The organism is Flagellimonas sp. B-3 (genome assembly GCF_056857835.1).
On record NZ_JBSXNW010000014.1, the window covers coordinates 1 to 24,031 of the forward strand.

The 24,031-nt window shown below is 40.9% G+C and carries 23 protein-coding genes and 1 rRNA gene; 7 read left to right on the forward strand and 17 right to left on the reverse strand.

Translation table 11 applies throughout. The features are described 5' to 3' along the window. The 4 genes from AC13CS_RS02325 to AC13CS_RS02340 all read right to left on the reverse strand — a co-directional run. Positions 1-350, reverse strand: a 16S ribosomal RNA gene (locus tag AC13CS_RS02325); the annotation flags it as partial. A 305-nt stretch (positions 351-655) separates the two neighbouring features. Continuing rightward, the gene (locus AC13CS_RS02330) at positions 656-2,689 is read right to left on the reverse strand and encodes a putative porin (protein ID WP_293169427.1); all 2,034 of its coding nucleotides are present in this window, start codon (positions 2,687-2,689) and stop codon (positions 656-658) included. Between the two features lie 120 nt (positions 2,690-2,809). Then, entirely contained in the window at positions 2,810-4,291 is a 1,482-nt protein-coding gene (locus tag AC13CS_RS02335) for a RagB/SusD family nutrient uptake outer membrane protein (RefSeq protein ID WP_293169425.1), read from the reverse strand. A gap of 11 nt (positions 4,292-4,302) precedes the next feature. Further along, positions 4,303-7,536: a SusC/RagA family TonB-linked outer membrane protein gene (locus AC13CS_RS02340; protein ID WP_293169423.1), complete on the reverse strand. Its 3,234-nt coding sequence runs from the start codon at positions 7,534-7,536 to the stop codon at positions 4,303-4,305. Between the two features lie 233 nt (positions 7,537-7,769). Here AC13CS_RS02340 and AC13CS_RS02345 point away from each other — a divergent pair, with 233 nt between their 5' ends. The 4 genes from AC13CS_RS02345 (at position 7,770) to AC13CS_RS02360 (ending at position 12,991) form a co-directional block, all read left to right on the forward strand. Further along, positions 7,770-8,366: a ribonuclease HII gene (locus tag AC13CS_RS02345; protein WP_293169421.1), complete on the forward strand. Its 597-nt coding sequence runs from the start codon at positions 7,770-7,772 to the stop codon at positions 8,364-8,366. Between the two features lie 29 nt (positions 8,367-8,395). Then, on the forward strand, positions 8,396-10,852 hold the full coding sequence (locus tag AC13CS_RS02350) for a ribonuclease HII (protein WP_293169419.1): 2,457 nt from the start codon (positions 8,396-8,398) through the stop codon (positions 10,850-10,852). A 123-nt stretch (positions 10,853-10,975) separates the two neighbouring features. Further along, a complete protein-coding gene (locus AC13CS_RS02355; protein ID WP_482888341.1) occupies positions 10,976-12,292 on the forward strand; it encodes an OmpA family protein in 1,317 nt (438 codons plus the stop codon). A 6-nt stretch (positions 12,293-12,298) separates the two neighbouring features. Then, a complete protein-coding gene (locus tag AC13CS_RS02360) occupies positions 12,299-12,991 on the forward strand; it encodes a TapB family protein (RefSeq protein WP_293169415.1) in 693 nt (230 codons plus the stop codon). Between the two features lie 67 nt (positions 12,992-13,058). Here the strand turns inward: AC13CS_RS02360 and AC13CS_RS02365 are convergent, their stop codons facing one another. The 11 genes from AC13CS_RS02365 to AC13CS_RS02415 all read right to left on the reverse strand — a co-directional run bounded on the left by AC13CS_RS02365 (position 13,059) and on the right by AC13CS_RS02415 (position 19,686). Then, the gene (locus tag AC13CS_RS02365; RefSeq protein ID WP_293169413.1) at positions 13,059-13,598 is read right to left on the reverse strand and encodes a hypothetical protein; all 540 of its coding nucleotides are present in this window, start codon (positions 13,596-13,598) and stop codon (positions 13,059-13,061) included. Between the two features lie 77 nt (positions 13,599-13,675). After that, positions 13,676-14,140, reverse strand: coding sequence for a lipocalin-like domain-containing protein (locus AC13CS_RS02370; protein WP_293169411.1), 465 nt, complete (start codon positions 14,138-14,140; stop codon positions 13,676-13,678). A 117-nt stretch (positions 14,141-14,257) separates the two neighbouring features. Then, on the reverse strand, positions 14,258-14,485 hold the full coding sequence (locus AC13CS_RS02375; RefSeq protein WP_293169409.1) for a hypothetical protein: 228 nt from the start codon (positions 14,483-14,485) through the stop codon (positions 14,258-14,260). A 19-nt stretch (positions 14,486-14,504) separates the two neighbouring features. Further along, positions 14,505-14,891: an RDD family protein gene (locus AC13CS_RS02380; protein WP_482888342.1), complete on the reverse strand. Its 387-nt coding sequence runs from the start codon at positions 14,889-14,891 to the stop codon at positions 14,505-14,507. An 11-nt stretch (positions 14,892-14,902) separates the two neighbouring features. Beyond that, a complete protein-coding gene (locus tag AC13CS_RS02385; RefSeq protein WP_293169406.1) occupies positions 14,903-15,541 on the reverse strand; it encodes a porin family protein in 639 nt (212 codons plus the stop codon). A 369-nt stretch (positions 15,542-15,910) separates the two neighbouring features. Further along, the gene (locus AC13CS_RS02390; RefSeq protein ID WP_293169404.1) at positions 15,911-16,597 is read right to left on the reverse strand and encodes a hypothetical protein; all 687 of its coding nucleotides are present in this window, start codon (positions 16,595-16,597) and stop codon (positions 15,911-15,913) included. 167 nt (positions 16,598-16,764) lie between these two features. Beyond that, complete coding sequence (locus tag AC13CS_RS02395) at positions 16,765-17,277, reverse strand: hypothetical protein (RefSeq protein ID WP_293169402.1); 513 nt, start codon at positions 17,275-17,277, stop codon at positions 16,765-16,767. After that, a complete protein-coding gene (locus AC13CS_RS02400; RefSeq protein ID WP_293169400.1) occupies positions 17,274-17,894 on the reverse strand; it encodes a hypothetical protein in 621 nt (206 codons plus the stop codon). Before AC13CS_RS02400 ends, AC13CS_RS02395 begins: the two co-directional genes overlap by 4 nt. Before the next feature lie 142 nt (positions 17,895-18,036). After that, the gene (gene lipB / locus AC13CS_RS02405; protein ID WP_293169398.1) at positions 18,037-18,753 is read right to left on the reverse strand and encodes a lipoyl(octanoyl) transferase LipB; all 717 of its coding nucleotides are present in this window, start codon (positions 18,751-18,753) and stop codon (positions 18,037-18,039) included. 32 nt (positions 18,754-18,785) lie between these two features. Then, entirely contained in the window at positions 18,786-19,523 is a 738-nt protein-coding gene (locus tag AC13CS_RS02410; protein WP_293169396.1) for a hypothetical protein, read from the reverse strand. 7 nt (positions 19,524-19,530) lie between these two features. Next, positions 19,531-19,686, reverse strand: coding sequence for a YqaE/Pmp3 family membrane protein (locus AC13CS_RS02415; protein WP_014032109.1), 156 nt, complete (start codon positions 19,684-19,686; stop codon positions 19,531-19,533). 93 nt (positions 19,687-19,779) lie between these two features. Here AC13CS_RS02415 and AC13CS_RS02420 point away from each other — a divergent pair, with 93 nt between their 5' ends. Then, positions 19,780-20,823 (forward strand): LuxR C-terminal-related transcriptional regulator, encoded by a 1,044-nt coding sequence (locus AC13CS_RS02420; RefSeq protein WP_293169394.1) that lies wholly within the window; start codon positions 19,780-19,782, stop codon positions 20,821-20,823. A 60-nt stretch (positions 20,824-20,883) separates the two neighbouring features. On the opposite strand, the gene AC13CS_RS02425 is transcribed toward AC13CS_RS02420, so the two are convergent. After that, on the reverse strand, positions 20,884-21,165 hold the full coding sequence (locus AC13CS_RS02425) for a type II toxin-antitoxin system YafQ family toxin (protein WP_293169392.1): 282 nt from the start codon (positions 21,163-21,165) through the stop codon (positions 20,884-20,886). Positions 21,166-21,170: 5 nt separating this feature from the next. Continuing rightward, positions 21,171-21,404, reverse strand: a complete 234-nt coding sequence (locus AC13CS_RS02430) for a toxin-antitoxin system HicB family antitoxin (protein WP_293169390.1) — start codon at positions 21,402-21,404, stop codon at positions 21,171-21,173. Positions 21,405-21,613: 209 nt separating this feature from the next. On the opposite strand from AC13CS_RS02430, the gene AC13CS_RS02435 reads away from it, so the two are divergent. Continuing rightward, positions 21,614-22,156 carry a thioredoxin family protein gene (locus AC13CS_RS02435; RefSeq protein ID WP_293169388.1) on the forward strand — a complete coding sequence of 181 codons (543 nt, stop codon included), beginning with the start codon at positions 21,614-21,616 and terminating at the stop codon, positions 22,154-22,156. A gap of 65 nt (positions 22,157-22,221) precedes the next feature. Then, positions 22,222-23,913 (forward strand): lysine--tRNA ligase, encoded by a 1,692-nt coding sequence (gene lysS / locus AC13CS_RS02440; RefSeq protein WP_293169386.1) that lies wholly within the window; start codon positions 22,222-22,224, stop codon positions 23,911-23,913. Positions 23,914-24,031 lie beyond the last annotated feature (118 nt).

The window sequence follows — 24,031 nt, forward strand, 5'->3', positions numbered from 1 at the left end:
CCGTAGGAGTCTGGTCCGTGTCTCAGTACCAGTGTGGGGGATCCCCCTCTCAGGGCCCCTAACCATCGCTGCCTTGGTGGGCCGTTACCCCACCAACTAACTAATGGTACGCATGGCCATCCCTGTCCGATAAATCTTTAATCGTCATATCATGCGATATGACGATACCATGGGGCATTAATCCAAGTTTCCCTGGGCTATTCCCCTGACAGGGGCAGGTTCCATACGCGTTCCGCACCCGTGCGCCGGTCGCCACCAGAAAAGCAAGCTTTTCCGTGTTGCCCCTCGACTTGCATGTGTTAGGCCTGCCGCTAGCGTTCATCCTGAGCCAGGATCAAACTCTTCATTGTATTTCCTTGAATGTCTGTACGACACCCGGAAATCCGAGTCCCTGCATCAAAATGGTTCTTATTCTCTTTACGCTGTCGTTACAATATGTATATGAACTTCTTTAATCTTTTTTGCTCGAAAAAACCCAGAATTTCAATCCAAATCTCCTCTCGCAAACGCCCTGCCTTATCAGCTAAGCGGGTGCAAATATACGCACGTTATTTTATCTCTACAAAATGTTTTTTGATATTTTTTTCGAAAAAAAATCAATTAAATTATAAGTGCTTGTTTTTCAGTATTCCCTTGTTTTGTTTCTTATCAAATTTTACGAAAAGAAATTCCAGACCAACCCAAATCTAATCACAAAATCGCGATACGGATAATTTGGTGCGGAGTAATAATTTGGTTCTGAAAAAATGGAATTAAGGTGTTCTGCCTTTAAATAGATTCTGGTTTGCTTTACTTTGGCATTTATAAAAAAATCCAATAGTGGATAACCGCCCAATTCTTCGTTATTCTGAATATAGAACTCGCCCAACAAGGGATTATAGGCATTCATATTATATGATGTAAAATATTTAAAGGTTATTCCTGTTTGCAGGAACATAGCTTTCTTAAATACATCACTTGAAAAGTACAGACTGTTCCTTGTAACCACTTGGGGAAGATTGAGCACTTGATTGTCTTGGGTCACCTCCTGATACATTATGGTGTTCATCAAGGCCCACTTTCGCCACTTCACTTCTTTTTTATACTTCGCCTTTAGGTGATTTATGGTTCCCGCTTCCTGAAAAGGCCTTACAAAAGCAGTTTCTTGCCCCAATCCTATTTCTTCCTCACTTGCGGTAGATGCAAAGTAGGTGTAATTGTCCACTGCGCTATACGCTGCTTCCAACTGACCAAAATATTTTGAATCGAAACCAAACTTGATACTCTGTGTTTGCACCTTTTCGAAAGTGTTGTTGTTTTGCCAATTGAAATTGCGATAATCACTTTGATAGAGCAAATAATTAAAGTCCGGCATCCGTGAAGAAATATGTATGGCGCCCGTTATTGAATTGTTGTCATTCAACCGATATCTCGCCATGGCATCAAAATTATTACCGGTAAGGTCTCCGGAAACAGTGTAGTTTACGTTGCCTTTTAGAAAAAATGGCCCCAAAGTGTTGCTATATGACCCTCCTACCGAAATTTCCTCACCTTTCAATTTGTTTTGAATGGTTTCTTCTTCAGTTATAAGAAGACTGTTAAAAAAGTAATTATAGTTGTACAGGCTTATATTACCAGACAATCTGCCCAAGGTTCTATTTGAAAACTCCACTGTTCCCTTATTGAACATCGTTTTAAGCCGGGCCCTATCTTCAATTGGGGTTAAAAACGGATCTTGACCAAATGCATCATTCTGTCGGGTTTGTCCAAAATCGTATATTTTGGATTCGTAACTAAACTCATGTCCGATGACCAAGATGGTTGGTTCTTTGTCCGTTGAATCTTTTTTGTGGTTGACCAATTTATATTGGTGGTCCAGGAAATAGCGCTTTCCCAATATTCGATTGTTGGCATCGGTATACAGTAAATCGATTTTTGCCCTATCCTGAAAATCGGGCAAATTGTCTTCGAACTGAGTTCTATCCAACAGCCCCCCACTTTCTTCGCTTTGCATCTCTTGTGCCGCTATATGTCCACGAAGGCCGTATTTTTCATTCCGTGTGAGATAATTAAAGGTTACCCTAAACTTCCCGTCCTGAGCTTCTTCATACCTGTATTTTCCCAATGAGCGAAAACCATTGTAGGCTATGGATGCGTTAAATCGCTTGGATACATTAAAGGTAAGCAATGCATCCAAAAACTGTCCTTGCTCCATGGTTGTCTTGAACATAAGCTCCGTCATCGGAGTAGGCACGTTATAATAGTTGATGTCCTCCTTTTCAAAATATCCCGGATGTTTTGCTGTAGCTCCTATTTGGGGATAATAGGATGTTCCTAAAAAGCTCTTGCCAAGCTCGTTATAAGGTTGTCCCATATTCGCAAAAGGCATCAACTCAAAATCATCTTTTCTAAGGTAATTATACTTGTATTCTTTTTTTATTGTTAAAGTGGTGTCCACATAGGTAGTATCCCTTTGATAGGAAATTATCTTATAATCACGGATGCTGATGGAGTCTTCCTTTTTAGCTGCCAACTTGCCCATTCCCTTATCTTTTAATTTTCGCTTTGTTGAATCCTTGGATTTGGTCAAAAGGGAGTCTTTACCCTGAAGTTGCAAGGAATCCGCCTGTTTTGTTGGCGGTAGCGAGTCTTGCTGCGCCATTAGGACATGGCCAAAAAATAAAAGCAGGGTCAATATTAAAAATCTCATTCCGTGATATTGGTTGGGCAAAGGTAAAAGTTTTGTTACTAAAGAAATGTGAAAAGTTGATGCATAAAAAACCCCGCCAATTGGCGGGGTTTCCATTAAAACTTATATAACAGCTCAAAACTAGTTTTGAGTTGAAATGCTTGGATTGTTTTGAATTTCCGACTGAGGAATCTCAAAGGTCAATCTTTCATCGTCGTAATTGATCGGAACGCCCACATTGGAAAGGTGATTATCTCCCCTAACAACGGTTCCTTGGTTTCTCTTTAGAGAAAGGTAGCTTTTTCCCTCTCCCCAAAGCTCAATACGGGTTTGAAGATAGATCTCGTCCAATAGCGCCTGCCCCGAAAGACCATCGACATAGGCCGTACTTGGCAATCTCTCTGCCAGCAAATCCTTCAATATGGTTCGTGCAGCCCCGGCATCACCTGCCTTGGCAGCAGCCTCTGCGTGCAATAAATACATTTCCGCCACCCTTAAGTAAACATAATCAGTGGTAATGTTGGCCTGACCACCTATTACCCTGTCCGGGTGGTAGAATTTATTCAAAGGCATTAAGTCCGTATATTCCCCGATCGGCTCGGCAAACTGTTGCTTACGCACATCATCCTCTGGAATGGCCGCATAAAGGTCGGAGTCGATAGCCTTGGCATCGCCTGCCCAGGCATAACTATAGGTGAAAAGGTCCATTTGTCCCCACCAAGAAACAAGTCCAAGACCGGCATCCACCGTTAGGTCAACGCCCCAGATCCATCCCGAGGTGTTCAAATCGTTGAAACCGCCCAAGACTTCCTCCGAGTTCATCAAAGTATAGCCACCATTGTTTATCACATCGGCGGTCAAATCCATGACCTCCTCATGGCTGTCTCCTTTGGATGCCAGCACATATGCCAGGATGGCCTGGGCAACGGTTTTGTCCACTTGGCCCTTTGAGCTTCTGGAGAACCCGTCCAACAAAGAAATAGACTCGTTAAGGTCTTTTTCCATCAGCGCATAAATCTCCGAAGTAGTCACCTTTGGCCCATTCAGGTCGTCCGGGCTATCGTAGATAGGCAGGATTTCGGCTGAAGGGTCGTAGGAGTTTGCAAAGTATTGGGTCAAATAGAAATAAGCATGGGCACGAAGTGCTTTGGCCTGTCCCATCAAAAACTTATTCTCTTCTATTTGAGGAATTACATCATTACCGCCCAGGGCATCGATCACCAAGTTCGCAGAGCGAATAACACGGAAATAGAACCTCCAGGGCATGTAATTTCTCGTTCTGGTAAAATCCTGTGTGGACTGGAACTCTGTAATATCGGCCCTGTACCAACCATAGGTACTTACAGAAAGTGCCATATCGCCGGAAAGCATATCGCCGTAGATATCATATCCCTTATGTCCAAAGTCATCATGGTTTGTAGTACCACCACTTTCGGTAGCGAACATTGTTGAGTAGATACCCGAAATTGTTCCTTCAATTACAGCTGGGTTAACGGCAGCCGCCTCCCCAACTTGCTCTTGTGTCAAGAACTCGGACGGTTGCTCGTCCAAGAAATCCTTTCCACAGCCTGCCAACAATAATAGTGCGGCTATAACTGATAATTTAATATTACTATTTTTCATAACTTTTTTTTCTAAAATTTAACTCTTACACCCAAGGTCACGGTAGTCAACGGAGCATAAATTCTCCTTGCCGAAGCACCGTTCTCTCTTACAGATGGGTTAAAACCTTCTCTAGCGGTTTTGATTGCCAAATTATCACCAGCCAACCAAATGTTCACGTTGTCAATCCCCATTCTTTCAACATCTTTTTTGGGTAACGTATATCCGATTTTGGCATTGTTAAAGGCAAGATAATCCGTACTTGTCAACCATCTTGTGGTATTTACCCTTTGATCCTGACCAGTGGCATCATCCAAACGTGGTACATTTGTAATGTCCCCTGGGTTTTGCCATCTCTGGGAAATATCCTTGTGGAAGTTTGTGGAGGCCGCACCGAAGTTATCGCTCATCAACTCAGAATACTGGTTGTCCATCGCCCATCCTCCAACACTGTAGGTAAACTGTGCAGAGAAATCGAAATTCTTCACTTGCGCTGCCAATCTGAATGCTCCGAACAAATCAGGAATACCAGATTTACCTACATACTTCTGTGTTGCATCGGCATAGGTTTCCGTGACTTGTCTTTCAATGTTGGCGTCTGGATTTTCATCCATGTAGGCCATCATATCAGCAATACCGTCTTCACCATCATCAAGGGTGCCGTTACCGTTAGCGTCGTTAAAGTATTGATAGTATTGACCAACACCGTTTTCCGGATTTACACCAGCCCACTCCCTGATGTAGAAATCATAGATAGAACTTCCCTTTGAATATCCATAAGGAGTTGCAGATGTATCCAATATTCTTGGCTCACCAGTTGAAGGCTCAAGTGGCATCGTAAGAATCTCATTGTTGATATGGGATCCATTAATAGAGAAATCCAATTTGAAATCCTCTTTATTAAAAATGTGGCTAGTAAGGTTGAATTCGATACCTTGGTTCAACAATTCACCATCGTTAACCGTAACGATTGCAATACCTTGGGAAGGTCCAACCCTTCTCTCAAAAATCAGGTTGTCCGTCTTTTTGCTGTAGAAGTCAACAACACCATCCAAATATCTACCGAGACCAAACTCGACACCTGTCTGGAACATTTTGGAGGTCTCCCATGTCAAATCTGGGTTTCCATTGTCCCTGATAGAAAGTGAAATTTGATCGTTCAAGTTATTGATGTCGTACGTGTCATATGCAATATAATAATCTTCATCATCTACTGCCTGATCTCCAGTAACACCATAAGAAGCTTTCAACTTCAAGAAATCGAAAACACCGTTACCGGACATGAAGTCTTCGTTGGTAATAACCCATGCAGCACCGACCGAACCGAAGGTACCCCACTTTTCGTTGATAAACCTGGAAGAACCATCTCTACGTACCGAAGCGGTCAAGAAATATTTCTTGTCGTAATCATAGTTCACCTGACCAAAGTAAGACTCAATGCTATATCCTCTGGAAAAACCGGAAGGAGGTCCTTGCGAAACAACAAAGTTGTTCAATTCATAAATATCGGGGTGAACGGCCAATCTTTTTGAGGCCACGCTTTGCTCTCTCTCGAACTGGTTGTTCTCATGTGCGACCAAGGCCTCAATGGAGTGGCTGCCAAATTCAGTCTGGTAACGCAACAGTTTTAAGAAGTTGGTAGTCAAGAAATTTCTGTCCCTTTGAAACAAACTGCCCCCAGTGGAAATACCACCACCATAGAATGGGTTTGTGAACGACTTGTAACGCTCAGTGGCAAACTGTGCACCAAAACGGGTTTCAAAGGTCAATCCTTTTGCAATATCGATATCCAAGGAGAAATTACCGTTGATTTCGTGTCTGTTCGTACCTACAAAATCATACAAAGCAGAAGCAATCGGGTTCAACTGGTCAGCATTTGGTCTTGATCTAAATCCAGAAGCTGTACCGTAATCGTACTGATAACCTCCAAATATTGGGTCTTCCACCAATTGGGCGTTCTCATCTCTCAAGAATACCGGGAATATCGGCGCCATTTTGTCGGCAAACTCAAACAAGTTTTCAGAACCAACGGTCTGACCATTGTTTTGGCTTTTGGAATAAGCATATCCTGCATTCACTCCAACTTTCAACCATTCCTTAACTTGGGAATCGGCATTCAACCTGGCCGTATATCTTTGGTAACCAGTATTAAGGGCGTAACCGTTATCGTTCAAGTACCCAATTGAAGTAAAGTATTTGCTTTTTTCGTCACCACCAGCCATTCTAAGGTTGGTTTCTGTCCTAATGGCTGCATCAAAAGCCAAATCGGCATATCTCTCAGGCGTGTATCTTCTTGTTACTCCCGGTCTAACGGTACTGGTTGCAGGGTCGATCAACTCACCTCCATCCGCAACGTTCCACATATTGTATCCAGGATGCACATAGTTCACGGAAAATAGATTATCGTTTGCGAAAGCAACAGGATCTTCTTCACCATCCAAGGCAGCACCATTACGAATACCTTCCCAAACATAACCTATGTACTCTTCTGGAGATGTGATTACGTCATACCTTGGTATCAACTGCATGTTGAAACCAGACTTCACATCCACTTCAATGTAAGATTCATTGGCAGAACCTGATTTGGTGGTAATCAAAATAACACCATTGGCCCCACGAGAACCATAAATTGCGGTTGCCGTGGCATCTTTTAATACTGTGGTAGTTTTGATATCCGCAGGGTTAATGGAGTTGATACTTCCTGTAAAGGGAACACCATCGACCACATACAAAGGATCTCGGTTACCATTAACAGAACCATAACCCCTTACACGAATAGTGGAAGTAGTACCCGGCTGTCCGGATGTATTGATTACGGAAACACCCGCAACCTCACCTGCCAATGCTTGGGAAACGTTAGAAAATGATTTTACCTCCAAGGCTTCGGCCTCAACAACAGACGCCGTACCCGCAAAGGCTTGCTTTGTTGTGGTACCATAACCTACAACTACCACCTCTTCCAAGGCCTGGGCATCGTCCTGCATCTGCACATTGATAGTGAATGATGCACCAACAGTTCTTTCTACGGTCGCCTGACCGATGTAACTGAAACGCAAAACCTGTCCTTCGGAAGCTGAGATGGTGTAATTTCCATCAAAATCTGTTTGTGTACCATTAGACGTTCCTACAACGACTATGGAAACACCAGGAAGTGGCAGACTGTTTTGGTCCGTCACGTTACCTGAAACTGTTTTCTCTTGTCCAAAAGAGAAAGACATGCATAACACCAAGAAAGGTGTTAGCATCCATGCTAACTTAGCTCTCATTTATTTCATTTTTTGAATTAGTCCGCTCAAAAATCAATATAAAAAGTTAATATTCAAAAAAATTAACAACCTTGCACTTCGTATGTTACGACAACATTAATCAACATTTTTCATAATTTTAACATATTATATGCAAGCCAAAGCCTTGTTTATTGGGTATGTAGGATTTTTTTTAACCTTTTATTAGTAATTATGTTTTTCTGCAGAAACCATTTGTTAAATTTTTAAGAAGTATGTTAAAATCATGTTACTGTTCTTTCTTTGAAGCTGGAACCGACGAAGCTGGAAGAGGCTGTTTAGCTGGTCCCGTTACTGCTGCAGCGATTACATTGCCAAAAAACTTCAATAATGACATATTAAATGATTCCAAACAGCTTTCCGAAGTCAAACGGAACATGTTGAGACCAATTTTGGAAAAAGAAGCAGTTTCTTTCTCCGTTTGTCACGTTTTTGAGGATGAAATCGATGAAATAAACATTTTAAACGCCTCTTTTTTGGCCATGCACCGTGCCATAGAGAAGTTGTATCCACAGCCTGATTTTATAATTGTTGATGGAAACCGTTTTAAACCCTACCCCAATATTGACCACGAATGTATAATTAAAGGAGATGGAAAGTACATGAGCATCGCCGCTGCCTCTATACTTGCAAAAACCTATCGAGACGAATACATGGCCAAAATCCATGAAGAATTTCCCATGTACAACTGGAAAAAGAACAAGGGATACCCGACCAAGGAACACAGGGAGGCCATCAAAAAGTACGGCATTACCAAATACCACAGAAGAAGCTTTAGGCAACTACCCGAACAATTGACGCTGGATATTTAAAAATCCTAACTTTGTGTCAAACTTAAAGAATGAGATCAAAGGTACTTTTTTGTTTGCTTCCCATATTTATTGCATCCTGTACAAAAGAGGTAAAGACCAAAGATTCCCTTTTGGAACAGTTGCCCCCTAATCCTTCACTCGTTTTAAAGATCAACAACCTGACCAATTTTAAGAGCGAACTAAAAAACAACTCCAACCTTAAAAGTATTGAGGGTTTTTCCAACATAAAAGAGGTTGCCGATAAAATTCAGGGACTGGAACATCTTTCTACCGACAAAACCTGTGTGCTCGCACTTTACGAAGTAGGCAAGGACAACCACGACTATATTTTGGCCACCAAAAATGATTCCGGTATTTTCAATGTAGACAGCGTGTCCAACAAAACCGTGGAAACCTTAACCTACGAAGGCATCAATGTAACCAAATACAATCTTGATGGCCTAGAAGTCTATAGTCTACGGAAAAACAACGACATCTTATTGAGTTCCTCCATGATGCTGATGGAAAACCTCATCAGAGTTAGTGAAAATACACCTGTGGACCCTACGCTGAAAAAACTTTATCAGGCAAGTTCGCTCGATAAGTCGGCCACTATATTTATCAACCCTAGTGGCAATACATCTTTGTTAGCACTAAAAGAGCAAGATAAAACCATGGACAATCCATTTTCTTCTTGGGTTTCTTTGGATTTCACAGCAAATTCCGACGAAGTTAACTTGAGCGGCGTAGCCATGGCTCCCGATTCCACAAAAAATTTCATCAATTTATTCAAGGGCACATCTCCCTTGGCCAACAAAACACCTTCCTATGCACCATTAACTGCACAGGCCATACTATCCTATACTTTTGACGATTACCAAGTGTTCGCCAACAACCAGAACATCTATTTGGACAGAGTGAAGAAAACCGATTCCCTATTCAATACCATTGAAGAAGTTGGGATAATCTATTTGAACAACGAAAAGGTCGTCCTTTTAAAATCTTATGGCACCGAAAGTTTGTATGATTATTTGGATAGTAAAAAAACGGCTTCTCAGGACTACCAGGGCAGTGAAATTATAGAGCTCGAAAATCCAAATATTGTTGAAGAAGGTTTTACGCCCTTGGTCAAAGATTTTCAATCCAATTTTTGCACGATCTTGGAGAACAGCTTTATTTTTTCGGAAGAGAAGGAAGCGCTACAGACCATCATCAGTAACCATAAAAACGCTTCTTCTTTTAACGGTGACCAGGGTTTTAAAACAGCAAAGGCATCCTTGGCGAACGAATCCAGCATGCTTTTTGTTTCCAATGCTTCGGGGATTGATTTTTTTGCCGAACAGGAACTTTCCCCAGAGGTATTCGAGGGCATCAAAGACAAAGATTTCAAGGAACAGGTTTTTGCATCTCAAATGGTAATGGACAATGGTTTTGGGCATTTCAATCTGTTGGTATCAAAAATTGAAAAGAACCAGGAAAGAAACACAGTGTCCCCCCTATTTACTTTGGAGTTGAACACCGATTTGGCCACAGACCCCCAGTTTGTAAAAAACCACAGGACCAAACAACAGGAAATTGTGGTACAGGACCAAAATAATGTCCTCTATCTCATCTCTACCGATGGAAAAGTACTTTGGACGAAACAGTTGGACGGCAGAATCCAAGGCGAGATAGAACAAGTTGACATTTACAAAAACGGAAAACTACAGCTCGCCTTCACCACAAACGACCAATTTTTGATTTTGGACCGCAATGGCGACGAAGTTCCTCCTTTTACTATTGATTTTGAAGGCGGCAACCTAAACCCATTGGCCGTTTTTGATTATGATGGCAGTCGAAATTACCGCTTTGTGGTCACCCAAGGCCAAAAAGTATATATGTACAACAATCAGGGCAAGATAGTTCGCGGATTTACCTTTACCGATGCTCCTAGCAATATCTTGGATGCTCCCAAACACTTTAGGGTAGGCAACAAGGATTACTTGGTGTTTAAACAGGACAACAGTACCCTCAGAATTTTACACCGGGTGGGAAGCGATCGGATTAAAGTACCTGAAAAGATAGACTTTTCCAACAATGAAGTGTTCCTGTATAAAAACAAGTTCTCGGTAACCAACAAAACTGGTGTGCTGCATCAAATTGATACGAACGGAAAATTGACAGCTACCAATTTTAACCTAAATCCCGATCACGGGTTTTATGCCACAAGCAATACCTTGGTTTTTATGGATGACAATATTCTCAGTATTAAAGGAAAGAAAGTAGAATTGGAACTGGGCGTATACTCCAAACCTAAAATCTTTTACATCTACGATAAAATATATGTAGGAGTTACCGATATACAGAACCATCAGATCTATTTGTACGATAGCCAAGCGAAACCCATCCCAAATTTTCCCGTATTTGGCAGCTCGTTGATCGACCTTACCGATATGGACAATGACAGAAGACTGGAATTGGTGGCCAAAGATCAGGAAAACTCCCTGATCGTATACAAAATAAACTAGTTTACTTTGTTATTGCAACCTGTACAATAATTGTTACGAAACATACATTTTTAGTCTGTACGAGGGTTTTATTTGAGTAGTTTGGACAGTATTGCTTTATCAACAAACTAAAAACACTTTTAAATGAAAACCTCAAACAAACTATTCTACTGTTTGTCCTTTGCCCTATTGCTGGGCACCAGCGGAGAGGCTCAGTTCTTTAAAAAACTGGCCAAAAAAGCGGAAAAGGCAGCTGAACGCACAGTTGAAAGAAGAGTAGAAAGAGAAACCTCTAAAAAAACGGACCAAGCACTCGACAGCATCTTGGAGCCGGGTTCTGGAGGACAACAAGCTCCGGGAGCCCCTTCGGAAAATGGAAACCCCACGGGCACCAATACCGAAAACAGTACCTCAACCCGCCCAGTAGCGGGCAGTCCAAAAACTATTGAAGTCTACAGTAAATTTGATTTTGTACCAGGTGACAAACCTTTATTCTTCGATGACTTCAACGATGAGTTTATGGGCGATTTTCCTTCCAAATGGAATACCAACGGTTCCGGGGAAGTGGTCACGATTGGCTCCATACCTGGCAAATGGTATTCCGTGGCCAGTAGAAGTATTACCGTGCCCAATTTGGGCACCACCCTTCCCGAGGACTTTACTATGGAGTTTGACCTTAAAGTGGTTAACTTAAGCAGAAATACGGGTTCTGGTGCCAAATTGGGCATCTATTTTTCCGAAACCTTAGGACTTACCACTAACGAAAACAATGTATTGGCCAACCTCAACTTTTGCCAATACATAGCAATCGGAGTAAGAGTGGACAACAATTTTAAGGGAGATCCAGCTCCCATACAAAACACTTTACAACAAGACTTACGAGAGGTTTACAAGGATGTGGTCCATGTGTCCATAGCCGTAAACAAAAACAGGTACCGCCTTTGGCTAAACGAGATAAAGGTTGCCGATCTTCCCCAATTCATCGTAAAACCAGAATTGATCAACTATGTAAAGTTTTATGTGACTGGTATAGACAAACAAAAGAGACAGGAACAAGTATTGATCAGCAACCTGAAAATTGCAGAAGGTGGTGTTGATTTACGCAGGAAACTCATGGCCGAAGGAAAAATCTCCACCAACGGCATACGTTTCAACTCCGGTTCGGCGGATATCTTACCACAATCCATGGGTATAATCCGCCAAATCTCCCAAGTGTTGAATCAAGATTCCGCTATGAGCCTCAACATTGTGGGACATACCGATTCTGATGGTTCGGACGAAAGCAACATGAAACTTTCCAAAGACCGGGCCGAGGCCGTTAAAAAAGCGCTGGTCTCCGTTTATGGGATTTCCGAGAACCGACTGAACTCCGAAGGAAAAGGAGAAGCGGAACCTGTTGCCGACAATGGCACCTCACAAGGCAAAGCACAAAACCGACGAGTTGAATTCATTAAACTTTAATAAAACATGAAACGATATTTTCTATTACTACTACTTGCCGCATTAGCAGCACCCATATCACAGGCACAATCCACTTGCAGTACATACTATCCGTTGGTTGATGGGGCCAACCTTCAATACACCAATTATAACAAAAAGGGGAAAGAGGATGGACAAATCAACTACACAGTCACCAATGTGGAAAGCAGTGGCGACAATGTAAGCGCCACGATGATGATGGAAATGGTGGACAGAAAAGGGAACACCTATACTTCGGATTATGAGATTGCTTGCGATGGCAACGTCGTCAAAATAGATTTTAAATCTCTGATGAACGACCAAATGCTCAGCCAAATGGGCGATGTTGAAATGGATATGTCGGGCACCGATGTGGAATTGCCCAACAATCTTTCCGTGGGACAAGAGTTGCCCGATGCCAATATGGAGCTTAAAATGAAGATGGGCGGAGCCATCAATATGAACACCAATGTGGAGACCATCAACCGCAGAGTGGAAAAGCAAGAAAGCGTGACCACTCCAGCCGGTACTTTTGACTGTTATGTAATCTACAGCGAAACGAAGACCAAAATGATGATGGCCAACCAAACATTTCCTTCCCGCACATGGTTTGCCAAAGGGGTTGGTATGGTAAAACAAGAATCCTACAACAAAAAAGGAAAGTTAACAGGCAGCATGGTTTTGACCCAGTACAGTAAATAGGTCATTACTTTATAAAATAAAAAAAACCGAGGCTCGCACCTCGGTTTTTTTTATTTTTACAGCGTTTTTATCGTCTCTTATATTCAATAATAATTTCTCCCTTTAAATGTGAACCAAATTGAGCGTTGTCCAGGGTCAATTTCAAATTATCCCCGCTCAATTCTATGGATGATATTGAGGAATACTCTTCAAACTCATCAGGTCCTTGTTGGACAGAATCGGTGACAACAAGCTTTCTTTCTTCGATTTTCCAAGTACCCGCATGATACCCTTCCCCATCATCTCCATCCATAAAATTCGTCCCCGTCGAACCGGTGAACACCTTTTCCCCATTGACTATTTCATATTCTTCCCTGGAATAGCGTAAAAAACCGGTAGTCTTTATTTCTTTGGGGTTATCGGTAAATTCAATTCCATAATCCGTTTCTTCGGGTACCATTTGTTCTATTACTCCATACTCACCTTCCACAAAAAAAGTGTCGTCGTAGTAATTGGTCAATGTCCACTTACCTAGCAGTTGCTCATCCAAAGGTAAATCAGATGCAGCATCATCTTTACTACAGGCAAATACGAAAAGGGCCAAAAGGTAAATTTTAAATTGTTTCATAATTTATGGTTACTGTTTAATTGTTTTTCACATAAAAAATAGAGGTTTGCTTCTACGCTTTTTATGGTCAAGAGGATTTATCCTTCGACTCGGGTATACTCTTCAAAACTGTAATCCACTTCTTCTGAATCATTTTCAAAAATCCAGCGCATGGTATCAGAATCAGGGAATTGGATAGTAATGTTGGCCCCATTTCCTTCATCAGATGTATCCGAAGTATCTGTAATAATTTTGAAATGATACGATTCACCTTGATTTTCCCAAGTACCCGTAGTAACCCCAGTACTGAAACAATCATTTTCGGTACCATCAAATGTTTCTACTCTGAAGCTTCCATCCTTATTGAAGATGAAGCGACTTTGAAGTGTACAGTAATCGTCATACGGAAAAAACTCATCTGTACCATCATCTATGCCCACAACACCACTGCCAGACTCCATCCATATACCAATAAGCAAATCGGTTTGCGTAGAATCGCTTGCATCATCTTTGCTACAGGCCATTGCTAAAAAGGCTAAAAGACAAACTTTTAATTGTTTCATAATTTATGGTTGTGTTTGATTAATTTTTGAATCTTAAATCCAAGTCCTAAACTGATTACAGATGTTTTATTATAATCGTCTAGGGGTTAGTTTGTGAGACAGGAGCAGGGTTTAAGCTTACCTTTTCGGTCTGTAAATTGCTCCCGTAGCAAAATCCACTATGGCTCCTGGCCAAAAAAATACAAGGTCTGCAATTAAAGCCACCACTCGAACTTCCCTTTGTTGTTCTCCTGGAGCTGGTTTGGTTTTCTGATGCTGGGTTACTTTACCTCCAAAAATTGTTGCACAGCTTGAGAGCATTATTACCATCAATCCTAGAGCTATTACATTTTTCATTTTTTTCATTCTATATGGTTTATTTGATTTAAAGTTTCTTTAATTGTGTTTGAGATAAAATATCATGAATCCCTCTATTTGAAAATAGATACGAGAAAATATCAATAGGTATCAGTCTTGAAATTGTTCTCCAAAAAATGTTTAACAAGCCTACCCTTTGGGAATGATTTACACTAACAACTTTAGTTTTAGTAATCATTTTTCCAATTGTTTGACCGGATGTAGACTCAAAAACAAAATAATAAACATAGTATAATGGAATCATAAAGTATTTAAGGCTTTCCCTTTCAACATACTTTTTCAATAGCATTGAAACCAGCACAACAGCAATGAAGAATACAATTGAGTCAACTAAAAAATTATAAAGCCTAACCCTCCTCTTGATATTGCCTTTTCTATGATTGAAATATTTCAAAGTGCTATTTATTATAATGTAAATCCTAGCCCCAAACTGATTACGGAGGTTTTAATAGTATCGTCTCTCTCTATCAAGCCATAACTATATCTCAAATTCAACTCCAGTTGATTGGTAAGATCAAAACCTAGCCCCCCATTTAAACCAAAATCAAATTCATCAAAATCGGAATACGTCTCCTTTTCTCCCTCCAATGAAGAATCAAAAGGGACTTTTTTTGTCACTCCAACTCTTTTTATCGCATAACCAGGCTGAATGCCCAGTTCCAGATAAAAACGCTCAACCAATTCAATTCTAAAATCAATAGGCAGTAAAATCATCAATTCATTTACCTTGGTAACAACTTCACCCACTATAGGGTCACTAAAATCTACATATTCCACGTAAAATTCACTTGAAGTTTTTGTTCCTTGGTTGGCCAACAGTAATTCAGGCCTTATGCATGATTTATCAGAAATAGTGATATTAAAAAAACCACCAACATAATACCCTATTTTTCCTTGGAAGTCCTGAACTTTTTCACCATTGAACTCTACATCTGGGCGAAACTGAGAATAATTGGTGCCAGCCTTGATACCAAAGCCATTATCGAATTGCGCTGATGCGGTAAAACAAATCAATAGTGCAATAAGTAGGTTTGCTTTTTTCATTTTTAGATGTAAGATTATGCTATTATGACCAAGGCTAATTCGGCTTTGGCGGGGAAAGTAACAAGTATAGTGCGGATAGCATACCGTAAATTGACGGATGCCCTCTCTCAATTGACGGATGGCGAAAAAGTAGAATAAAAACCTATTTAAAGCTTCCTTTCAATCATATTGAAAACAAAAAACCGAGGTGCGAGCCTCGGTTTTAATAAAGTATTTCTTGAAACCAACTATCCCCAGTGATATTTCACTGGTTCCATTTTACACCAGGGTCAAAAACCGAAATTCCATTATTGGATTCCCGTTTTCACGGGAATGACAGTTGCAATGAAAACCCCGATGCAAGCATGCAGGGAATTCTTTTCGATTAAATCAATTCTTATTTTTATCCGGTAAAGGCGAAATCATAATGTGGGCCCTGTGCGTTCCGGGGTTCATGATCCAAGGATGATTTGAGCCCACGGGTTTTTCAGGGAGCCCCGTAGATTCCGCCGTAGCAAATGGCAAATAGACCACATAACGGTATTGCGCTCCTTCAACCTCATTTGTTTTGGGGTTGTACAAATCACTTTCCCCATAATAAATATGAAGGGTGGATCCCGGTTTCCCCATATCCAGTTTGCCCGACTTTGCTTCTTTCTCTCTAATATCAAAGATTTCAGGTCCTGTTTTTCCCTCAGCTCGTAATTCTCGGCCTCTGGCCATAAAAGGTTCCAGGCTTTTGTGGTAGCAAGCCGCATTGAATCCTGATTTTTTAGGGTCGTCGGCGAGGACAATGAATTCGTTATCCCCTTCCCGAAGTGTTACGAATTCACCCGCCATATTATACCCAATGACTGTGCACCCAGATCTGCTTGCCTCTGGTGCGGCCATCAAGGATACTGCAATCAAAGCTTCATCGGAATCAATGGGAACGTAGTTGGTTTCAGCCTGATTATCGGTGCTGTCAACAACTGTTCCCGCAACAGCAGAGTCGTCTGCATCTTTTTTGTTTTCACTGGTATTCTTGCAGGAAATTAAAACTCCTGCCAAGGCAATTGCTATGATAAATTGTTTCATGGTGTTTTGAATTTAGTTATCGGCGACATGATGGGAACCCCCTAAACAGAAATTTATTTTACGGATTTGAACCCACCTGTGGCTAAAATGTGCAAGTAGTAAGGTAAGAAATATTTGCAGAACCTGTTTTTACTTATACAAGGCACGAGCCTAGAGGCTAGCGCCGGCTAGGGTGTTTTGTTTTTACTGGATGAAGTTTTCCTCTTGTTCAAAATATCTATAATGTCATCTTCACAAGCGTTCTTGTAAATTTCCGTAACCACTTTATTGTTATCTGCCACAATAAGTATGTTGTCTTTTAATTGATTTTTTTTGTTCGGTCCAATCCCATATAAACTTATTAGCTTTGCCTCATTACTTACAATCAAATCTCCTCCTTTTGAAGTTACTTTATTCCCCAAGTTTTTGCTTTTCACCTCTTCATTTAAAAGAATACTATACCTCTTCTCATCAGAGATATTCTTGAAAAATAAAATTACAAAGTCCCCATTAAGTGTATCGAACTCAAATTCTTGATCATAATCTGTATTCGCCCAAAAACCCGATAAAGTATCTTTTACTTTTAGTTTTTCCAATTCATTGATTTTAATAATATTTCCACACTCGCTGGAAGAATCACTAACTCCATTACATTGATAAAAAAGAAAAACTGCAACTATTAAACGAACACCTATCTTCATTTATCTATTATTTCTACTGTTCCAATACTATCAAAATCCTTTCTCGATATGATAAGATGTTTATAAATCTCATCCCACCTATGAATATCTTTAACCGTAATACAACCAGCGGATACATTTCCACAATGAAGGAATCTGTCTCCTGAATGTCCGATTCTAAACCAAGTTTTAGCATACGTTGACTGTCCTGTATAATAATCCCCACCAGGGTGTGGTTCATAAGGAATTTCAATATCATATTTTCCTAAAGGAGGTGGATTATCTTCCTGTGTTTTGGCGTAAAATTCACCTAAACCGTCTATTTCCAGTTTTTTTGATTTAATATAAAATCTCATTTCGGCAGCCCCTCTATGTGGGTGGCCTTCTCGGATATCATCTTCAAAAAAAGACATATCCCAATCCCATTGGTCCCACCGCCATCCTTTTTTCTTTACAGTCGCCTTTTTACCATTGAAGCGTCCTTCCAAAATTTCAAATTCTTCCCTATCTCCTGATTTTGTGACCAAAACCTTTAAAAATTCGGGCAAAGGCCAAATAAAACCATCATTTAACTTAACTCTTAACCAGCCATTACCTCCTAGACTTTCTATATAACCAAAATATGAATTGTAACTCATAGTTTTTTATTTCACTAAACTATGAGAAAAGTAATAGGTATAATATAGAGATCAAGTTGCCAATTGATGGATACACTCTCTGAATTGACAGGTGGACTGTCTGAATTAACGGATAAGTATAAAGTAGATCGAGATCGAAGCCCTAAACCCCAGCCCCTTCCTTAACCATTTCCGCCTCAAAAAGTGCAGTAAAATGCTTTAGGAGTTTTACCTTTACCTCCTCCATATCCACTTCCTTCTGACCCAGTTCCACGTTCAGGGAAGTAACCGCTTTGTCTTTGATGCCACAGGGAATCATCATATCAAAATAACCAAGGTCGGTATTTATGTTCAGGGCAAAACCGTGCATGGTCACCCAACGGCTCGCGCGCACGCCCATGGCACAAATTTTTCGGGCAAAGGGAGTGCCCACATCCAGCCAAACACCGGTTTCTCCTTCGGAGCGCTGTCCCTTTAGGCCATATTCAGCCAAGGTAAGGATTACCATTTCTTCCAAAAAACGAAGGTATTTGTGAATGTCCGTAAAGAAATTGTCCAAGTCCAAAATAGGATAGCCAACCACTTGCCCCGGACCATGGTAGGTAATGTCCCCGCCTCGGTTGATCTTATAAAATGTGGCCCCTTTGGCTTTCAAAACTTTTTCATCCACCAATAAATTATTGATGTCGCCACTTTTCCCCAAAGTGTACACATGCGGGTGTTCCACAAACAAAAAATGATTTGGGGTTTCAAGGCCTGCATCCTCCCGTCGGTTGCGCACCTTGGTGTCCACAATATCCTTGAACAGCGTTTCTTGGTAATCCCAAGTTTCCTTGTAATCCTTACATCCTAGATCTTGAAGGGCAACTTTCTTGTTCATGCCACAAAGATACAAAGCATTGTAATGGTAAACTATTTCTCCAGTTCCACCTCAAGATCCAAAACCGAGGGGTCTTTCATCAAATCCAAAAAGTTTACTTCGTAGATTAACGTCTTTCCATCGGCACTAAAGGTGGCCTCTTCCACTGTAGTGGATTTCACCTTTTTCGGAAAATGATATTTAAGTGTATAGGTAGAGCCCGACAGGAACATTTCGGCACCTTGCAGACTGTCCAATTGCTGCTGAAACATCTCTTGGTCCACAATTTTGGAGGTTCGGGTAAATGTATTTTTCTTGAATGAGTAATTCACCTCTGTTGCTTGGTCGGCAGGTTTTATCTTTTCTTGCTGCGGATTGGCATTGCCCCCTATTGCACTGGCTTCTTGAAAGGTACTGAAAGCATCGTTCATTTCGCTTACATCCTTAAAATCGCTGAAAAGGTCGAACATCATCACACTTTTCTCGGGGTCCATCACCATTCGCATGTTAAACGGTTCCAATTTTTTCAATTTGGCCTGTTCCTCTGGTGGCAGTTGGGCAATACTGTCTTTTTTATCTTTCAACAATTCTCTAAAGGAAATAATTGAATCTACGGGCTTTTCGTTGGTCTTGGCCATTTCTTCGCCAGCCATTTGCATAAGTTCGGACCCATCAAAATTGATGGACAATTTTCCCGAACCATCTTCTTTCAGATGGATTTCCTCCGTAAAATTGCATGCGTAGGTCAGGGCAACCAACATTGCCGATAACAAGATTTGGATTTTTTTCATAAGATTTTTAGTTAGTGTTGTTTAAAATAACCAGGGCTCCTATTACACCCGGAACCCATCCACAAAGGGTTAAAAGTAATACAATAAGAATAGAGCCACAACCCTTTCCGATAACTGACAAAGGCGGAAACAGTATGGCCAACAAAACTCTCCAGAAACTCATTTTTTTTGATTTTGATTGATGATACCTATAAGTAGTTAAAATAACACTTTTGTTACATAAAAACCACTATTTTTAGCCCGAATCGGATATCAAATGCGGTTTTTTGTCCTTATCATATTAGCAATAAACTCATCTGCCCTTTGGGGGCAATACCGTTTTTCTGGAGAGGTTTCCCAGGAAAATACAGGCAATGCCATTTACTTATCGTTGGTGGAGGATTACCGTAAATCTTCCCGTGTGTACCTCGACCAAATCGTTCAAAAGACAAAGGTGGATTCCTTGGGCCATTTTTATTTTGAAGGAAACAATCTCAACGAACAAAACCGAATCTATCGCATTCATTTGGACGGTTGTTCGGACAACACGGGCGCCAATCACTTTTTGGGTAAGTGCAATAACAGCAAAAACGTGCTTTTTATAGCCAACAACAAAGATACGCTCGAGTTCCCTACTTCTTTTGAAGACCAATCGCTCTGCACCATATCTTCCACAAACCCCAATTCGGGACTGTTATTGGAAATTGAAGGGTTAAAAGAGCACATGGCCTACGATTTTGGGGACTATCCCAGCGAGACCAACAAAAAATTGAACTTGGTTAAATGGTTTAAAAACTTGCACAGCTTTGGACAGAACACCAACGAACCTTTGGCAGAGCTTTACATTTATGATTTTTTGTCCGACAAAAGAAACGAAACCTTTAGGTTTTATTTGGAAGACCTTACGAACAATGAGTATTACGAAAACTTGTCCGAAAGATTGGCCAGCACCTACCCCGAGGCAGAATTCACGCATCAATACCAAGCCGAAATTACTACCGACAAAGAACTGGCCAGTTTCAATCGACCAAAATCATCCAAATGGAACAGGACCATAATTGCCCTTTTGGCTGTTTCCATTTTGGGCAATGTTTTGTTTTTCCTAGGAAAAAAGAAAAAGAGCAACACCTCCCAACTACTTGAAAAGCTAACCCCGCAAGAGCAAAAAATTGTCAACTTGATGCTGGAGAACAAGACCAATAAAGAGATTGCCTCAGAACTTTTTGTGAGCGTGAGCACCATAAAAACACACATCAATAACTTGTACAAGAAACTCGGCGTTTCTTCCCGAGAAGAGATGGTTGTCCGCTTCAAAAAATAAAAGAGGGATGTGTTTACTTTTTAATCACCAACCTATATTGGATGGACTTGAATCTGTACACTATCTGAATAATTTCGAATGGGAGCCTACCCGCACTAGACTGATTACATTGTCGGCATCAATCTGAATCCAGATAATCAGCAGGTCGGGTTTAATGTGACATTCCCAATTATCTTTATACCTGCCATGCAACCTATGCGGTCTCATTTCTTTTGGTATTCCCAAAACACCCTCTTTTTTAAGTAGTTTAAGCACTTTTACCACCAAATCATAATCACTTTTATTTGATTTGATTTTTTTTAAATCCTTTTTGAACCTGCTGGTAGCAACAATCTTGAACATTGGACTTATAATTCATCCAGCCAACCATCAAGGTTGTCGATAACTTCAACATCGCCATTTCTGGCATCCTCAATGGCCCTCTTGGTCTCTTCATTGGGAATGTTCCCAACATCCTTATAAAGAAGCACTTCTATGTAATTGTTCAGGCTTCTTTTTTGTGCTTTTGCTTTTTCCTTAATAGCCTCGATCAATTCTTCATCGAACCTAAAAGGAAACTGTTTCTTCTTTACAGTTTCCATGACAATATCATTTTAGCATTTTAATGACCAAAATACAAAATAACATTATGCTATACAAATAATAGCGTTATGCTTTTTATAGGTGTTTTGATTTTCCCTGCCATTTTTCAATTTCAACCCCGGTCTAGTCCCGATTTCCAACGCGTAAAAGTCATTTCAACCATCGATTTTAGTGAATTTGGCCACCTAACCATAAATCACATAAAATCATGAAACAAGTTTTAACCGCTTTGCTTATGCTATGCATTTTCTGTGTTTCGGCTCAAGAATTCAACAAGGAAATCAAAACGGAAAACGGCTTACAATTTTTGGTGGGGCAAATCAATTTGGAAGGGTTGCAATCCCAACCTTACAACAACTGGTTTCAAAACAGGTACAACAGCTATCATCCCGACGAAACCATGGTTGCACTTTTCAAAGAACAGCTAGCGGAATACGACATCAAACTCTTTTTGGGAACCTGGTGCGGCGACAGTAAGCGGGAAAGTCCCAGATTCATCAAAATATTGGAAGCGGCGGATTTTCCGATGGATCAACTGGAAATCATCGCCTTGGATTACCGAAAAGGTCACTACAAAACCAGTCCGACCGGAGAAGAGAAAGGATTGAACATTATAAAAGTGCCGACCATCATCTTTTTTAAAGATGGAAAAGAAGTCAACCGAATTGTGGAAAGTCCTTTGGAAACTTTGGAGGAAGACATGGCCCAAATTGTATTTAAAAAGGACTATGTGCCCAATTATGCATATTAAGTTTGACCAAGGCAAGGATTTAAAGCGCAAAAGTGTAATTTTGCGCTTTAAATTTTTTACAGACTATGCAACTATCGGAACAAGAGATCGTTCGAAGGGAAAAATTGACCAAACTCAGGGAAATGGGCATCGACCCATATCCCGCAGCATTATATCCTGTTGATGCCACTTCCAAGAGCATCAAGAATGATTTTGAAGAAGGAAAGAAAGTAGTAATTTCCGGTAGATTGATGTCGCGCAGAATTCAAGGAAAAGCCTCTTTTGCCGAACTTCAAGACAGCGAGGGCCGTATCCAAATCTACTTTAACCGTGACGAAATTTGCCCGGGCGACGACAAAACCTTGTACAACGATGTGTACAAAAAATTGTTGGACATCGGGGACATCATCGGTATAGAGGGAGAGCTTTTCACTACGCAAGTAGGCGAAAAAACCGTGATGGTGAAGAACTTCTCGCTTTTGAGCAAGAGTTTAAAACCATTGCCGCTACCAAAGGTAGATGACGAGGGAAAAGTATATGATGCCTTCAACGACCCGGAACTTCGTTACCGTCAGCGCTACGTGGATTTGGTCGTGAATCCTCACGTAAAGGACACTTTCATCAAAAGAACAAAAATCACCAACAGCATACGGGAGTTCTACAACCAAAAAGGATATTTGGAAGTGGAAACCCCCATTTTGCAACCCATTCCGGGGGGTGCGGCGGCTCGTCCGTTTTTAACGCATCACAATGCATTGAATGTACCCTTGTACCTGCGAATTGCCAACGAGCTTTATTTGAAGCGATTGATTGTGGGCGGGTTCGATGGTGTTTATGAATTCTCTAAAGATTTCCGTAACGAAGGGATGGACCGCACCCACAATCCAGAGTTTACCGTAATGGAGCTCTATGTGGCCTACAAGGACTACAACTGGATGATGGATACCACCGAAAAACTATTGGAGAAAGTAGCTATTGATGCTACCGGCAGCTCCAAAGTAAAAGTGGGTGAGCACGAAATTGAATTTAAAGCTCCCTACCCAAGAGTTCCTATTTTGGAGGCCATTAAAATCCATACCGGTTACGATGTGGCTGGAATGGAAGAAGATGAACTTCGTGAAGTGGCCAAAAAATTGGACATTGAAGTGGATGAGACCATGGGTGTCGGTAAATTAATCGATGAGATTTTTGGTGAAAAATGTGAGCACCACTACATTCAGCCCACCTTTATTATAGATTATCCGAAAGAAATGAGCCCGCTGACCAAAGAGCACCGTACCAATCCAAGGCTTACGGAGCGTTTTGAACTGATGGTAAACGGTAAGGAATTGGCCAATGCCTACTCCGAGCTTAACGATCCCATTGATCAGCGCGAGCGTTTTGAAGAGCAGCTCAAACTCTCCGAAAAAGGGGATGATGAAGCCATGTTCATAGACCAAGATTTCTTGCGTGCTTTGGAATATGGTATGCCTCCTACTTCGGGTATCGGAATTGGAATTGACCGTTTAGTGATGTTGATGACCAACAACTCATCCATTCAAGAAGTGTTGTTCTTCCCGCAAATGCGACCCGAGAAAAAGCAAGTGGAGCTTACCGAAGAGGAAAAAACAATCATTGAAATTCTTAAGCCACAAGGCGAAATGCCATTGGCCGACCTTAAAGCAAAAGCTGGTTTGAGCGGTAAAAAATGGGACAAGAGCACCAAAAGCCTTACAAAACATGGACTTATCAAAGTAGAAAAAACGGAAGACGCCCTGCTCGTGAAGTATACGGGTTAATCCGAGAAAGTTCCATCCCAATCATACGCAAACCCCTGAACCTTAAATCAAGTTCAGGGGTTTTCATTTTTAAAAAAAATCCTATCTTTCCACCGTTTTCCTCTTTTCTGAGGAAAAT

What these genes read in the sequence shown, in the direction of transcription:
- AC13CS_RS02400 (WP_293169400.1), bottom strand. Translation starts at nt 17,894, where the DNA reads ATGAGTTACAATTCATATTTTGGTTATATAGAAAGTCTAGGAGGTAAT.
- AC13CS_RS02375 (WP_293169409.1), bottom strand. Translation starts at nt 14,485, where the DNA reads ATGAAAAAAATGAAAAATGTAATAGCTCTAGGATTGATGGTAATAATG.
- AC13CS_RS02385 (WP_293169406.1), bottom strand. Translation starts at nt 15,541, where the DNA reads ATGAAAAAAGCAAACCTACTTATTGCACTATTGATTTGTTTTACCGCA.
- AC13CS_RS02370 (WP_293169411.1), bottom strand. Translation starts at nt 14,140, where the DNA reads ATGAAACAATTAAAAGTTTGTCTTTTAGCCTTTTTAGCAATGGCCTGT.
- lipB (WP_293169398.1), bottom strand. Translation starts at nt 18,753, where the DNA reads ATGAACAAGAAAGTTGCCCTTCAAGATCTAGGATGTAAGGATTACAAG.
- AC13CS_RS02420 (WP_293169394.1), top strand. Translation starts at nt 19,780, where the DNA reads ATGCGGTTTTTTGTCCTTATCATATTAGCAATAAACTCATCTGCCCTT.
- AC13CS_RS02335 (WP_293169425.1), bottom strand. Translation starts at nt 4,291, where the DNA reads ATGAAAAATAGTAATATTAAATTATCAGTTATAGCCGCACTATTATTG.
- AC13CS_RS02355 (WP_482888341.1), top strand. Translation starts at nt 10,976, where the DNA reads ATGAAAACCTCAAACAAACTATTCTACTGTTTGTCCTTTGCCCTATTG.
- AC13CS_RS02425 (WP_293169392.1), bottom strand. Translation starts at nt 21,165, where the DNA reads ATGTTCAAGATTGTTGCTACCAGCAGGTTCAAAAAGGATTTAAAAAAA.
- AC13CS_RS02435 (WP_293169388.1), top strand. Translation starts at nt 21,614, where the DNA reads ATGAAACAAGTTTTAACCGCTTTGCTTATGCTATGCATTTTCTGTGTT.
- AC13CS_RS02365 (WP_293169413.1), bottom strand. Translation starts at nt 13,598, where the DNA reads ATGAAACAATTTAAAATTTACCTTTTGGCCCTTTTCGTATTTGCCTGT.
- AC13CS_RS02395 (WP_293169402.1), bottom strand. Translation starts at nt 17,277, where the DNA reads ATGAAGATAGGTGTTCGTTTAATAGTTGCAGTTTTTCTTTTTTATCAA.
- AC13CS_RS02360 (WP_293169415.1), top strand. Translation starts at nt 12,299, where the DNA reads ATGAAACGATATTTTCTATTACTACTACTTGCCGCATTAGCAGCACCC.
- AC13CS_RS02410 (WP_293169396.1), bottom strand. Translation starts at nt 19,523, where the DNA reads ATGAAAAAAATCCAAATCTTGTTATCGGCAATGTTGGTTGCCCTGACC.
- AC13CS_RS02345 (WP_293169421.1), top strand. Translation starts at nt 7,770, where the DNA reads ATGTTAAAATCATGTTACTGTTCTTTCTTTGAAGCTGGAACCGACGAA.
- AC13CS_RS02350 (WP_293169419.1), top strand. Translation starts at nt 8,396, where the DNA reads ATGAGATCAAAGGTACTTTTTTGTTTGCTTCCCATATTTATTGCATCC.
- AC13CS_RS02415 (WP_014032109.1), bottom strand. Translation starts at nt 19,686, where the DNA reads ATGAGTTTCTGGAGAGTTTTGTTGGCCATACTGTTTCCGCCTTTGTCA.
- AC13CS_RS02330 (WP_293169427.1), bottom strand. Translation starts at nt 2,689, where the DNA reads ATGAGATTTTTAATATTGACCCTGCTTTTATTTTTTGGCCATGTCCTA.
- AC13CS_RS02390 (WP_293169404.1), bottom strand. Translation starts at nt 16,597, where the DNA reads ATGAAACAATTTATCATAGCAATTGCCTTGGCAGGAGTTTTAATTTCC.
- AC13CS_RS02430 (WP_293169390.1), bottom strand. Translation starts at nt 21,404, where the DNA reads ATGGAAACTGTAAAGAAGAAACAGTTTCCTTTTAGGTTCGATGAAGAA.
- AC13CS_RS02340 (WP_293169423.1), bottom strand. Translation starts at nt 7,536, where the DNA reads ATGAGAGCTAAGTTAGCATGGATGCTAACACCTTTCTTGGTGTTATGC.
- lysS (WP_293169386.1), top strand. Translation starts at nt 22,222, where the DNA reads ATGCAACTATCGGAACAAGAGATCGTTCGAAGGGAAAAATTGACCAAA.